Genomic DNA, 12999 nt, shown 5'->3' with positions numbered 1-12999 from the left:
ACGAGAATTGGCCGGACCGGGTTGCGGCAAGAGCGATTCAAAGGTTCGCTAATGCCCAAAGTCACAGTTGACGGACAGGAAATCGAGGTCCCGGACGGCGCGACCGTTCTGCAGGCATGCGAGCTTGCGGGTAAGGAAATTCCGCGCTTCTGTTACCACGAACGGCTCTCGATTGCCGGTAACTGTCGCATGTGCCTCGTCGAGGTGAAGCCTGGCCCGCCGAAGCCGCAGGCAAGCTGCGCCCTTCCGGCGACCGAAGGTCAGGAAATCCGCACCGACAGCGAAATGGTCAAGACCGCTCGCGAAGGCGTGATGGAATTCCTCCTGATCAATCACCCGCTCGATTGCCCGATCTGTGACCAGGGCGGCGAGTGCGATCTCCAGGACCAGGCCGTTGCTTACGGCCGTGGCGGTTCGCGCTACCACGAGAACAAGCGTGCAGTGACCGAGAAGTACATGGGCCCGCTGATCAAGACGATCATGACCCGCTGCATCCATTGCACCCGCTGCGTGCGGTTTTCGGAAGAAATCGCCGGTGTGGACGAAATCGGCGCGCTTTACCGCGGCGAAGACATGCAGATCACGACCTATCTCGAACAGGCTGCAGAGCACGAGTTGTCGGCCAATGTGATCGACCTGTGCCCCGTCGGCGCACTCACCTCGCGTCCTTACGCTTTCGAAGCGCGCCCGTGGGAGCTCAAGCGGACGATGTCGATCGACGTGTCCGACGCGATCGGCGCCAATATCCAGCTTCATTCCAAGGGCCGGGAAGTCATGCGCGCGGTTCCGCGCATCAATGACGACGTGAACGAGGAATGGATCAGCGACAAGGCACGTTACCAGGTCGATGGCCTGTCGAGGCGCCGCCTCGACAAGGTCTTCATGCGCAAGCGTGGCGGCCTGCAGGCTGCGACCTGGGACGAGGCGTTCAGGGAAATTGCCAAGGCGCTTAAGTCCGACAAGTCCTCCATCGCAGCTGTCGCCGGCGACATGGTCGATTGCGAGACGATGTTCGCAGCCAAGACCTTGCTCAAGGCATGCGGCTCTTCGCTGGTCGAAGCGCGGCAGACCGGCATCACATATGATGTTTCGAACCTTGCTGCGGTGAACTTCAATTCGACCTTGCCGGGTATCGAAACTGCCGATGCGATCCTGATCGTCGGCAGCCACATCCGCTGGGAAGCCCCGCTGCTGAACGTCCGCCTGCGCAAGGCGGTGAAGCGCGGTGCCAAAGTCTATGTCGTCGGTCCGGAATGGGATCCGACCTATCCTGCGACCTTCCTCGGTAGCGATCTCTCGGTCCTGGCGAACCTTCCGGGTGAACTGGTCGATGCCTTCAAGGGCGCGGATCGCCCTGCGCTGATCCTGGGCGGCGCGGCACTGGGCAAGGGTGCGCTGGCGGCATGCCTCGGCCTCGTCGACACGCTCGGCCTCGTCAAGGATGGCTGGAACGGCTTCAACGCCCTCCATTTCTCGGCAGCTCGCATGGGTTCGCTCATGCTCGGCTTTGCGCAGAAGAACGGCATGGCCGACATTGCCAAGGCCGCTCCGAAGGTTCTGCTGGCGCTCGGCGCGGACGAGATGGATTTCGAACCCTACGCGGATAGCCTCAAGGTCTATATCGGCCACCACGGCGACAAGGGCGCGCATCAGGCGGACATTATCCTGCCCGCCGCGTCCTATGCCGAAAAGGACGGGACTTACGTCAACACCGAAGGCCGTGTGCAGTTTGCCGAGAAGGCCGTATTCGCACCGGGCGATGCGCGTGAGGACTGGACGATCCTGCGGGCGCTGGCCGATGCGCTGAAGGTCGAAGTCGGTTTCGACAGCTTTGTCGAACTCCAGGCGGCCATGATCAAGGCTGTCCCTGCTCTTGGTGAAGAGGGCCTTGCCGACTACGGCGCGCTGCCCAAGGCCGATGCGAAAGCCAAGGCGGAAGGCACGATCGATGCCTATCCGATCAAGGACTTCTATCTGACCAATCCCATCGCACGCGCGAGCGAAGTGATGCAGCAGTGTTCGGCAGAATTGCTCCACGGTGATGAGCTGAAGGAGGCTGCAGAATGACCGAGTTCTTCCAGTCCCTCGGCATGAATTACGAATGGGCGTGGTTCACCGCCACGATCAGCGGCATCCTGCTCATTGCGCTGCCGCTGATGCTCGCCGTCGCGATGATCATCTATGTCGATCGCAAGGTGTGGGCGGCTATCAACCTGCGTCGCGGCCCCAATGTGGTCGGCCCGTTCGGCTTGCTCCAGTCTTTTGCTGATGGTCTGAAGGTTTTCCTGCAAGAAACCATCATCCCGAGCGCAGCGAACAAGGGAATTTTCATCCTCGCGCCGATCGTGACCTTCACGGTTGCGCTCGCTGCATGGGCGGTCGTCCCCTTCGACGCCGGTGTCGTGCTGGCCGACATCAATGTCGGTTTGCTCTACATCCTCGCGATCAGCTCGCTGTCGGTTTACGGCGTGGTGATGGCGGGTTGGGCGTCCAACTCGAAATACCCCTTCTTCTCCGCCATGCGCGCCGCCGCGCAGATGATCAGCTATGAAGTTTCCATCGGCTTCATCCTCATCTGCGTTGTCCTGTGGGCCGGCACCTTCAACCTGAGCGAAATCGTAGAAGCGCAGCGTGGACACGGCTTCGGCATCGTGAACGGATATTTCTTCAATATCCTGCTCTTCCCGATGTGGGTGATGTTCTTCATCAGCTCGCTCGCGGAAACGGCTCGCGTTCCGTTCGACCTTACCGAGGCAGAGAGCGAACTCGTCGCCGGCTACCAGACCGAGTACAGCTCGATGAGCTTCGCCCTGTTCTGGCTGGGCGAGTATGCCAACATCCTGCTGATGTGCATGCTGAACGCGCTGCTGTTCTTCGGTGGCTGGCTGCCGCCGATCGACTGGGCGCCGCTGTATTACGTGCCCGGCATCGTATGGCTGCTGGTCAAGGCGTTTTTCTTCTTCTTCATGTTCAGCTGGGTCATGGCGACCGTTCCGCGTTACCGTTACGACCAGCTGATGCGGCTTGGCTGGAAGGTGTTCCTTCCGATCAGCCTCCTCTTCGTTTGCGTAATCAGTGGTTACCTGATGGCCACCGGACATTTTGGAGCGACCGCATGACCGTCGGCCAGCTCATAAAGAGCTTCACCCTGTGGGAGTTCGTGAAGGCGCATGCCCTCACGCTGAAGTATTTCTTCAAACCCAAGGTGACGATCAACTACCCGTTCGAGAAGAACCCGCTTAGCCCGCGTTTTCGCGGTGAGCATGCGCTGCGCCGTTATCCCAATGGCGAAGAACGCTGCATTGCCTGCAAGCTGTGCGAGGCGATCTGCCCGGCGCAGGCGATCACGATCGAGAGCGAACCGCGCGAGGACGGCAGCCGCCGCACCACGCGTTACGACATCGACATGACCAAGTGCATCTATTGCGGTTTCTGCCAGGAAGCCTGCCCGGTGGATGCGATCGTCGAAGGGCCGAACTTCGAATACGCGACCGAAACGCGCGAAGAACTGCTCTATGACAAGGCGAAACTGCTGGCCAACGGGGACAAGTGGGAGCGTGCGATTGCCGCGAACCTTGAAGCCGATGCGCCGTATCGATAGGGGGCCCGCGAAATGATCCAGACGCTTGCCTTCTACATGTTTTCGATCCTCATGATTGCCAGCGCGATCCTGGTCATCATGTCACGCAATCCGGTGCACTCGGTGCTCTGGCTGATCCTCGCATTTTTCAACGCGGCCGGCCTTATGGTCCTGGTCGGCGCTGAATTCATCGCGATGCTGCTGGTGATCGTCTATGTCGGTGCCGTCGCGGTGCTGTTCCTGTTCGTCGTCATGATGCTCGACATCGATTTTGCGGAAATGCGCGCTGGCTTCATCAAGAATTTCCCGCTCGGCCTGCTGGTTGCGATCATCCTGCTGGCTGAACTCGTGTTCGGTGTGGGCGCATATCGCGCTGGCACGATCGCTCTTGGTACGCCGGATGGTTCGGCAGCGACGCCGATCGGTGCGAGCAATCTCGAAGGCATCGGCGCCATGCTTTACGGCAAGTACGTGCTGCTGTTCGAAATCGCCGGTATCATCCTTCTGGTCGCGATGATCGGTGCGATCGTCCTGACCCATCGCCGTCGTCCCGACGGTGCACGTGGCAGCCAGAACATCGCCAAGCAGGTCAGCCGTCGTCCGGAAGAGGCAACGGTCATGAAGAGCCCCGAAGTGGGCAAGGGGGTCGAGCTGTGATCGGCATCGAACATTATGTCCTGGTTAGCGCGGTGCTGTTCGTGCTCGGCGTTCTGGGCATCTTCCTCAACCGCAAGAACATCATCGTCATCCTGATGGCGATCGAACTGATCCTGCTCAGCGTGAACATCAATCTGGTCGCTTTCAGCGCCTTTCTGGGTGATTTGACCGGCCAAGTCTTCGCCATGCTGGTGCTGACCGTTGCGGCGGCAGAGGCCGCAATCGGGCTCGCGATCCTCGTGATCTACTTCCGTAACCGCGGAACGATCGCGGTCGAAGATGCCAATCGGATGAAGGGATAAGCTACCCGTGCAATCTATCCTTCTCATCGTTTTCCTGCCGCTACTTGCGGCCATTGTCGGCGGTTTGACGAACAAGGCGGCTCCGGCTGTCTTCACCAAGTCGATCACGACCGGTGCGCTGTTCATTAGCTGCCTGCTCAGCTGGCCGATCTTCATCGGATTTCTGACCGGCGCCAACGAAGCGACCGTCGTGAATGTGCTGACCTGGGTCCAGTCCGGCACGCTTACCTTCGATTGGGCCTTGCGCGTCGACACGCTGACGGCCGTCATGCTGGTGGTGATCACCACCGTTTCGGCGCTCGTCCACCTGTATAGCTGGGGCTATATGGAGGAAGATCCGGACCAGCCGCGCTTCTTCGCCTATCTGTCGCTCTTCACCTTCGCCATGCTGATGCTGGTGACTGCCGACAACCTCGTCCAGATGTTCTTCGGATGGGAAGGCGTCGGGCTCGCATCCTATCTGCTGATCGGGTTCTGGTTCCGCAAGCCAAGCGCCAATGCCGCTGCGATCAAGGCTTTCGTGGTCAATCGCGTCGGAGACCTTGGCTTCATGATGGGCATCTTTGGTACTTACCTGGTGTTCCAGACGACTTCGATCCCTGAAATCCTTGCTGCCGCGCCCGGCATGAGCGGCTCGTCGATCGGTTTCCTGGGTTACCGCGTCCACACCATGGACCTGCTCTGCATCCTGCTGTTCATCGGCGCGATGGGCAAGTCGGCACAGCTCGGGCTTCACACCTGGCTTCCCGACGCAATGGAAGGCCCGACGCCCGTTTCGGCACTGATCCACGCCGCAACCATGGTGACTGCTGGCGTGTTCATGGTCTGCCGCCTGTCACCGATGTTCGAAACCGCGCCGATTGCGCTGGGTTTCGTGGTCTTCATCGGGGCTGCAACTTGTATCTTCGCAGCTACGATCGGGACGACGCAGTGGGACATCAAGCGCGTCATCGCTTATTCGACCTGCTCGCAGCTTGGCTACATGTTCTTCGCAGCAGGTGTCGGTGCATATAACGCCGCCATGTTCCACCTCTTCACGCACGCCTTCTTCAAGGCTCTTCTGTTCCTCGGCGCAGGTTCGGTCATTCATGCGATGCACCACGAACAGGACATGCGCTATTACGGCGGCTTGCGTAAGGAAATCCCGCTGACCTTCTGGGCGATGATGTTCGGAACGCTCGCGATTACCGGTGTCGGTATCTATAACCTGCATCTTGGTTTCGCAGGCTTCTGGTCGAAGGATGCGATCATAGAAGTCGCGTTTGCACGCGGCACGACCGTTGCGACCTTCGCTTTCTGGATGGGTGTTTTCGCAGCACTGCTGACGAGCTTCTACAGCTGGCGACTGATGTTCCTGACCTTCTGGGGCAAGCCGCGCTGGATCGAAAGCGAGCACATCCAGCACAGCGTTCATAAGACCCCGGAACAAGCTGGCGAGGACAAGACGGGTGGCTATCACCCGCACGAAAGCCCGCTGACGATGCTCATTCCTTTGGGTGTGCTGTCGGTTGGCGCCATTGCTGCCGGACAGGTTTTCGCTCCGTATTTCCTCGATAGCGCGGAATTCTGGAACGGTTCGCTGTTCTACAACGAGCCGCTGGTCCACGCGATGCATGCAGTTCCGTACTCGGTGAAATACGCAGCCTTCATCGTGATGGTCCTCGGACTTGTCACGGCCTGGTTCGCCTACATCCGCAACACCTCGATCCCGGGCAAATTCGTAGAGCAGTTCAGCATTGTGCACCGCTTCGTGTACAACAAGTGGTACTTCGACGAGCTGTACAACGTCCTGTTCGTGAAGCCGGCCTTCTGGCTTGGCCGCCAGTTCTGGCAGCGCGGCGACGTCGGCCTGATCGACCGCTTCGGCCCGAACGGCGCAGCCTGGGTCGTGCAACGCGGCGCACTTGTCGCGAAGAAAGTGCAGTCCGGTTACCTCTATAGCTATGCGTTGATCATGCTCCTGGGCTTGGTCGCCGCGATCACGTGGGTTCTTTTCTGATGGACGGGTTTCCGATCCTCTCGCTGATGCTGCTCGTTCCGCTGGCAGCGGGTATCGCTTGCTTCTTCCTCGAAGCGACCGCTGCTCGCATGACTGCGCTGATCGCAACGCTGGTCAATCTGGGCCTCGGCATCCTGCTGTGGCTGAACTACGACATTGGCGGGGCGCAATGGCAGTTCACCGAACGCGCCGATCTGTTTGCCGGTTTCAGCTATGCCCTCGGCATTGACGGTATCGCGCTGATGCTGATCGTCCTGTCGGTTTTCCTGATGCCCATTTGCATCCTTGCGAGCTGGGAAGGCATCAAGAAGCGCGTCGGCGAATACATGGCGGCATTCCTGATCATGGAAATGCTCATGATCGGCGTATTTGCGGCGCAGGACCTGTTCCTGTTCTACATCTTCTTCGAAGCAGGTCTGATCCCGATGTACCTGATCATCGGTGTCTGGGGCGGCGATAACCGCATTTACGCCAGCTACAAGTTCTTCCTCTACACGCTGCTCGGCTCGGTGCTGATGCTGATCGCGATGTTCTGGATGGTTGCGGAAGCGGGCACGACCGACATCCCAACGCTAATGCAGTATGATTTCCCTGTTGGGGCCCAGACTTGGCTGTGGCTAGCGTTCTTCGCTAGTTTTGCGGTCAAGATGCCGATGTGGCCCGTGCATACATGGCTTCCCGATGCTCACGTTCAGGCGCCAACTGCCGGTTCGGTCATCCTTGCAGGCGTCCTGCTGAAAATGGGTGGCTATGGCTTCATCCGTTTCAGCCTGCCGATGTTCCCCGATGCTTCGGCGCAGTTTGCCTGGTTCGTCTTCATCCTCTCGATGATTGCGGTGGTCGTCACTTCGCTCATCGCGCTCGTCCAGCACGACATGAAGAAGCTGATCGCCTATTCATCGGTCGCCCATATGGCGATCGTGACGGTCGGCCTGTTCGCCTTTAACGTGCAAGGCCTTGAGGGTGCGATGATGGTGATGCTCGGGCACGGGCTCGTATCGGGCGCATTGTTCCTGTGCGTGGGCGTGATCTACGACCGCCTGCATACGCGCGAGATCAGTCGTTACGGCGGCCTGTCGATCAACATGCCCCGCTACGCCACCTTCTTCCTGCTGTTCACCATGGCGAGCGTCGGCTTGCCGGGTACCAGCAACTTCATCGGCGAATTTCTGTCGCTGGCAGGCATCTACAAGGTATCGACCCTTGTCGCGCTGGTGTGCACGACCGGGATCATCCTTGGCGCTGCATACATGCTTTACCTCTATCGCCGCGTCGCATTCGGTGAGCAGAAGAACGCCGATGCGGCCGCGATGCCCGATCTCAATGTCCGCGAATGGACAATGCTGGCGCCATTGGCTGCGGCGGTCCTGTGGATGGGTGTCTATCCGGAAAGTTTCCTTGCGCCGATGCGTGCGGATATCGCCGCACTTGATGCAAGGCTTGCCCGGGTTGCCATCGCAGCCGATCCGGCTCTCGTGGTAGGCGAGCCAACCGGCCATTTTGCCAACGAGATCCAACACCATGAAAATGCGGGCGAGGGGGCCCACTGATGGATTACGCAACCTCCCTCGCGCTCATTGCGCCTGAAATCACGCTCAGCATCGCTGGCCTGGTCCTGCTGCTGATTGCCGCATGGGGCGGCGACAAGGCTGCACGCCTCATCGCAATCCTTGCAGTGACGGCGCTGTTCGCCGCCGGTTTCCAGCTGGTTCCGACACTGCATGACGGTTTGGTCGGGGCCGAGACTTTTGCCTTTGGCGACCTGTTCCGCGCGGATGCATTTGCTGCATTCGCAAAGGCGATGATTTACCTCGCTTCGATCGGATGTCTGGTCGTCGCGCCGCCTTATTTCGAACGCTTCAAGGCCATGCGCGCCGAATATCCGGTGCTGATCCTGTTTGCGGCGCTCGGCATGAGCATCATGGTGTCGGCGAGCAATTTCCTGACGCTGTATGTCGGCCTGGAACTGAACAGCCTTGCTGCCTACGTCCTCGCGGCAATCCTGCGCAGCGATGGCAAATCGGCGGAGGCGGGCCTGAAGTACTTCGTGCTCGGCGGCCTCGCTTCGGGCATTCTTCTTTACGGTATGAGCCTGCTTTACGGGTTCACGGGATCCACCAGCTTCGCACAGGTACAAGTCGCCTTGTCGGGTGAGCTTTCGACCGGGGCACTGTTCGGCCTGATTTTCGTCCTCGCGGGTCTCGCATTCAAGGTGTCGGCAGTGCCGTTCCACATGTGGACGCCGGATGTGTACGAAGGTGCGCCTACGCCCGTTACTGCGTTCTTCGCAACCGCGCCCAAGGTCGCAGGGATTGCGCTGACCGCCCGTGTCGCGCTCGAAGTCTTCGGTGGTCAGGCGGATGCATGGCGCCAGATCGTCATCTTTGCGGCTCTGGCATCGATCGTCGTCGGTGCGCTCGGCGCGATCGGACAGGAAAACCTCAAGCGCCTGCTCGCCTACAGCTCGATCAACAACGTCGGCTTCATCCTGCTCGGCCTGGCCGTCGCGACCAATGCTGGCGCCCGTTCGATGCTCATTTACCTGTTCGTCTATGTCGTAATGTCGCTCGGCAGTTTCGTTGCCTTGCTCATGCTCCGTGATGAAGAGGGCAATCTGTATGAACGCTTCGCCGACATCAGCGGGCTATCGACCACTCGTCCGCTCCTTGCCTGGAGCTTGCTGCTGCTGATGTTCAGCCTCGCTGGCATCCCGCCGATGCTTGGTTTCTACGGCAAATTCGTCGTGTTCCAAGCGACGGTCGAGGCCGGTCTCGTATGGCTCGGTGCCATCGGCATCGCGGCGAGCGTGATCGGTGCGTTCTATTATATCAAATTCGTCAAGGTCATGTTCTTCGATGAGCCTGCCGATGTCGTGACTGGCAAGAGCGAGCGCAGCCACTGGATCGTCCTGCTGATTTGCGCTGCCATCATCTCGCCTGTGGGATATCTGCTGACACCGTCGCTGACCGATCTGGCGGACAAGGCCGCTTCGGCGCTTTTCCTCGCACTTTGATCGGACACCGTCCGGGATTGCCGCATTGATCGAAACAGTCGCGGAAACGGGATCGACCAACGCCGATCTGCTCATCCGCCTCGCTAGCGGGGAGAGGGTGGCCGAAGGCGACTGGCTTGTTGCCGAACGGCAGAATGCGGGAAGGGGTCGCCAGGGCCGCGAGTGGTTCGACGGTCATGGCAATTTCATGGGGTCCACGGTCGTAGCCCTCGGGCCGAATGATCCGCCGGCTTACACGCTCGCGCTCGTAGCGGGCCTGGCGGTTTACGAGGCATTAGTTCCCTTGTTGCCGGATCCTTCCGCCCTCGTACTCAAGTGGCCGAACGATGTCCTGCTGCAACATGCAAAACTGTGCGGGATGCTGCTGGAGAGGCAGGATACGACCGTGGTCGTGGGCATAGGTGTCAATCTGGCCGTGGCGCCTTCGGTCGAAGGTCGTGATACGATCGCTCTCGGCCAAGTAACGCCTGCGCCGGCTCCATCCGATTTCGGCAAAGCGCTTGCGCTTTCTTTTGCTACCGAAATTGAACGCTGGCGGACTTTCGGGCTCGAGACGGTCATTCGCCGTTGGTCGGCTGCCGGAACGCCGAAGGGCACACGGTTGAAGGTGCATGAGCCAGACGGAAGGCTCGTCGAGGGAGACTACTCCGGCCTCGACGCGCTTGGAAATTTGGAGCTGCGCTTGGATGATGGCTCCATACGTGCCATCCACGCGGGCGACGTAACGCTCGCCTAAGGGAGATCGCCATGCTGCTTGTCGCGGACGTGGGAAATACCAATGTCGTATTCGCCGTATTCGATGGCGGAGAGATCAAGGCGAGATGGCGTATTGCGACCGATCCCCGGCGCACGGGGGACGAATATGCGGTCTGGTTGCTCCAGCTTGCCGAATTCCAGGGATTTTCAAAGGACGACATCGATCAGGTCATCATCGGATCCGTGGTGCCGCGCGCGATCCACAACCTCACCGTGCTGTCCGAGAAGTACCTTGGCGTAACGCCGCTGGTCGCGGGGCAGGGCGATGCGCAATGGGGTTTCGATCTCGACATCGAACAACCCAGTTCGCTCGGTGCAGACCGGGCGCTGAACTCATTGGCCGCCCACGCGAAATACGAAGGCGATCTGATCGTTGTTGATTTCGGTACTGCCACCACTTTCGACGTGGTCGACTTTAACGGTAGCTACAAAGGCGGCATCATCGCCCCCGGCATCAACCTCTCGCTCGATGCGCTGGTCGGAAATACGGCGAAGCTTCCCCGCATCGCTATCGAAAAGCCTGCGACCAGCAGCGTGATCGGCCGCAACACCGAGGATCAGATGCTGATCGGCGTTTTCTGGGGCTACGTCGCCCTGATCGAAGGTCTGATCACGCGTATGAAAAAGGAAATCGGCAGGCCGGCAAAGGTTGTGGCGACCGGCGGTCTCGCGATCCTGTTCGATGAGCATACAGATCTGTTCGATGCGGTCGATGCCGACCTGACGCTCAATGGGCTCGCATTGCTCGCGGAGCGTTCGGCTTGAAGAAAGACTGCACTCCCGAAAACGAACTGCTTTTCCTCGCGCTCGGTGGCTCGGGCGAGATCGGCATGAACGTCAACCTCTATGGTTGCGACGGCAAATGGCTGATGGTCGATCTCGGCATGACATTTTCCGGCAACGAGTATCCGGGTGTCGACCTGGTGTTTGCCGACCTCGAATTCATCGAAGAGCGCGCTGATGATCTATTGGGCATCGTCCTGACGCATGCGCACGAAGATCACATCGGCGCAGTGCCCTATTTCGCCGCCGAGCTCGGCGTTCCGCTATACGCCACACCGTTTACAGCCGACCTCGTCCTGCGGAAGCTGGAAGAAGCGGGTATCGCTGGCGAGATCGAATTGAACGTAATTCCCGACGACCACGGCTCTTTCGAGCTCGGCTCGTTCGGCATCACTTATATTCCGCTGGCGCACTCGATTGCAGAGGGCAACGCCCTGCTGATCGAGACGCCCTATGGCCGCATCTTCCATACGGGCGACTGGAAACTCGACGAAGAGCCGATCATCGGTGAACCGACAACCGCAGAAGAGCTGACCGAGATCGGTGACGAGGGGGTTCTCGCGCTCGTCTGCGACAGCACCAATGTCTTCAACACGGCATCGAGCGGGTCCGAGGGCGCGGTCTATCGCGGCCTGATGGAAGAAGTCGCAAGGCACCCGGGCAAGCGGGTTCTGGTCACGACTTTCGCCTCCAACGTCGCAAGGCTGCAAACTCTGGGAGATGTAGCCAAGGAAACCGGCCGCCAATTGTGTGTTGCCGGGCGCTCGCTCGACCGCATTATCGAGGTGGCGCAGGATAATGGTTATCTCACGGACCTGCCCGATCTGATCGATTTCGACACCGCCATGTCGCTGCCGCGGGGCGAAGTCCTGATTCTGGCAACGGGCGGCCAGGGTGAGCCGCGCGCGGCACTCGCCCGGATTGCTGAAGGAAATCATCCCATCGAGCTCGTTAGCGGCGATGTCGTCCTGTTTTCGTCGCGCCAGATCCCTGGAAACGAACTGTCGATTGGCCGGGTCCAGAACCAGCTCGCGTCTCGCGGCATCACGATGGTGACCGACCGGCAAAGCGAAATCCACGTGTCCGGCCACCCGGGACGCCCCGATCTGGAAGCGCTTTACGGTTGGCTGCGACCTGAAATCCTCGTGCCGGTCCACGGCGAAATGCGTCATATGCGGGAGCAGGCCAAATTCGGCCGCTCGACCGGAATCCCCCAAGCTGTTGTCCAGCAGAATGGCGATATCGTTCGCCTTGCTCCGGGCAAGGCTGGGAAGTTGGCCGATGTGCGCGCCGGGCGGCTCGTCCTGGATGGGGATATCATCGCTCCTGCAGATGGCGATGCCATCACCATGCGGCGTCGTCTGGCGCGTGACGGGCTGTTGATGGTCGTGCTCGACCAAAGCCTGCAGCCGACCATCGAAGCGATAGGTCTTCCGCTCGACGAAGACCTGCCAGAATTCCTCGCCGAAGCTCAGAGCGACATCGTCGATGCGCTCCGCAAGCTGAAAGGGCGCGGCGGCAGGAGCATCGATGACGTGCACGAAGCGGCACGGCTTGCTGCGCGCAGGGCTGCGCAGCGGTGGTCGGGCAAGAAGCCGCAGGTCAAGGTGATCATTCTACCCGGGAGCAGCAATCGATGAAATGGACGTCCATTCTCGCCATCTACGCCCTGTTCTGGGTCATGTCGGCCTTCGTCCTCTTGCCGTTCGGCGTAAAAACGCATGATGAACTGGGCGTAGAGAAGGTGCCGGGGCAGGCCGATAGCGCGCCTGCCAATTTCCGTCCGGGCAGGCTAGTGCTGCGTGCATTCGTGCTCGCAGCCGTGCTGACCGCGCTTTACGTGCTCAATTTCATCTATGGCTGGATCGGGGTCGAGGACGTGGATTTCCTCTCCGCTCTCCGCGGCTAG

Annotated in this window: 12 protein-coding genes; all 12 read left to right on the top strand. The window is 59.9% G+C overall.

What is annotated here, in order from left to right; all coding sequences use genetic code 11:
• The first annotated feature begins 51 nt into the window (after positions 1–51).
• From nuoG to AMC99_RS06045, 12 genes are read left to right on the top strand one after another with little or no spacing between them, the layout of a single operon-like run.
• Positions 52–2067 (top strand): NADH-quinone oxidoreductase subunit NuoG, encoded by a 2016-nt coding sequence (gene nuoG / locus AMC99_RS06100; RefSeq protein WP_061924178.1) that lies wholly within the window; start codon positions 52–54, stop codon positions 2065–2067.
• Complete coding sequence (gene nuoH / locus AMC99_RS06095; RefSeq protein ID WP_061924175.1) at positions 2064–3119, top strand: NADH-quinone oxidoreductase subunit NuoH; 1056 nt, start codon at positions 2064–2066, stop codon at positions 3117–3119. The genes nuoG and nuoH overlap by 4 nt, the downstream gene beginning before the upstream one ends.
• Positions 3116–3601, top strand: coding sequence for an NADH-quinone oxidoreductase subunit NuoI (gene nuoI / locus AMC99_RS06090; RefSeq protein WP_061924172.1), 486 nt, complete (start codon positions 3116–3118; stop codon positions 3599–3601). The genes nuoH and nuoI overlap by 4 nt, the downstream gene beginning before the upstream one ends.
• Positions 3602–3613: 12 nt before the next feature.
• A complete protein-coding gene (locus AMC99_RS06085; RefSeq protein WP_061924169.1) occupies positions 3614–4237 on the top strand; it encodes an NADH-quinone oxidoreductase subunit J in 624 nt (207 codons plus the stop codon).
• Positions 4234–4539, top strand: a complete 306-nt coding sequence (gene nuoK, locus AMC99_RS06080) for an NADH-quinone oxidoreductase subunit NuoK (protein ID WP_061924165.1) — start codon at positions 4234–4236, stop codon at positions 4537–4539. The genes AMC99_RS06085 and nuoK overlap by 4 nt, the downstream gene beginning before the upstream one ends.
• Before the next feature lie 7 nt (positions 4540–4546).
• Positions 4547–6538 carry an NADH-quinone oxidoreductase subunit L gene (gene nuoL, locus AMC99_RS06075; protein WP_061924163.1) on the top strand — a complete coding sequence of 664 codons (1992 nt, stop codon included), beginning with the start codon at positions 4547–4549 and terminating at the stop codon, positions 6536–6538.
• Positions 6538–8088 (top strand): NADH-quinone oxidoreductase subunit M, encoded by a 1551-nt coding sequence (locus tag AMC99_RS06070; protein ID WP_061924160.1) that lies wholly within the window; start codon positions 6538–6540, stop codon positions 8086–8088. The genes nuoL and AMC99_RS06070 overlap by 1 nt, the downstream gene beginning before the upstream one ends.
• Positions 8088–9551, top strand: a complete 1464-nt coding sequence (gene nuoN / locus AMC99_RS06065; protein ID WP_061924157.1) for an NADH-quinone oxidoreductase subunit NuoN — start codon at positions 8088–8090, stop codon at positions 9549–9551. Before AMC99_RS06070 ends, nuoN begins: the two co-directional genes overlap by 1 nt.
• 25 nt (positions 9552–9576) lie before the next feature.
• The gene (locus tag AMC99_RS06060) at positions 9577–10287 is read left to right on the top strand and encodes a biotin--[acetyl-CoA-carboxylase] ligase (protein ID WP_061924154.1); all 711 of its coding nucleotides are present in this window, start codon (positions 9577–9579) and stop codon (positions 10285–10287) included.
• An 11-nt stretch (positions 10288–10298) separates the two neighbouring features.
• The gene (locus AMC99_RS06055) at positions 10299–11072 is read left to right on the top strand and encodes a type III pantothenate kinase (RefSeq protein WP_061924151.1); all 774 of its coding nucleotides are present in this window, start codon (positions 10299–10301) and stop codon (positions 11070–11072) included.
• Positions 11069–12730, top strand: coding sequence for a ribonuclease J (locus AMC99_RS06050; RefSeq protein WP_198143582.1), 1662 nt, complete (start codon positions 11069–11071; stop codon positions 12728–12730). The genes AMC99_RS06055 and AMC99_RS06050 overlap by 4 nt, the downstream gene beginning before the upstream one ends.
• Positions 12727–12999, top strand: a complete 273-nt coding sequence (locus AMC99_RS06045) for a DUF1467 family protein (RefSeq protein ID WP_061924150.1) — start codon at positions 12727–12729, stop codon at positions 12997–12999. Before AMC99_RS06050 ends, AMC99_RS06045 begins: the two co-directional genes overlap by 4 nt.

It is taken from the genome of Altererythrobacter epoxidivorans, from assembly GCF_001281485.1.
Taxonomy (GTDB): Bacteria; Pseudomonadota; Alphaproteobacteria; order Sphingomonadales; family Sphingomonadaceae; genus Erythrobacter; species Erythrobacter epoxidivorans.
Note: the sequence above shows the minus strand (reverse complement) of the source record. Positions and strands in the feature narration are given on the sequence as shown.

Coding starts and splice junctions, on each gene's coding strand:
- nuoG (WP_061924178.1), top strand. CDS start 52: ATGCCCAAAGTCACAGTTGACGGACAGGAAATCGAGGTCCCGGACGGC.
- nuoH (WP_061924175.1), top strand. CDS start 2,064: ATGACCGAGTTCTTCCAGTCCCTCGGCATGAATTACGAATGGGCGTGG.
- nuoI (WP_061924172.1), top strand. CDS start 3,116: ATGACCGTCGGCCAGCTCATAAAGAGCTTCACCCTGTGGGAGTTCGTG.
- AMC99_RS06085 (WP_061924169.1), top strand. CDS start 3,614: ATGATCCAGACGCTTGCCTTCTACATGTTTTCGATCCTCATGATTGCC.
- AMC99_RS06070 (WP_061924160.1), top strand. CDS start 6,538: ATGGACGGGTTTCCGATCCTCTCGCTGATGCTGCTCGTTCCGCTGGCA.
- nuoN (WP_061924157.1), top strand. CDS start 8,088: ATGGATTACGCAACCTCCCTCGCGCTCATTGCGCCTGAAATCACGCTC.
- AMC99_RS06055 (WP_061924151.1), top strand. CDS start 10,299: ATGCTGCTTGTCGCGGACGTGGGAAATACCAATGTCGTATTCGCCGTA.
- AMC99_RS06045 (WP_061924150.1), top strand. CDS start 12,727: ATGAAATGGACGTCCATTCTCGCCATCTACGCCCTGTTCTGGGTCATG.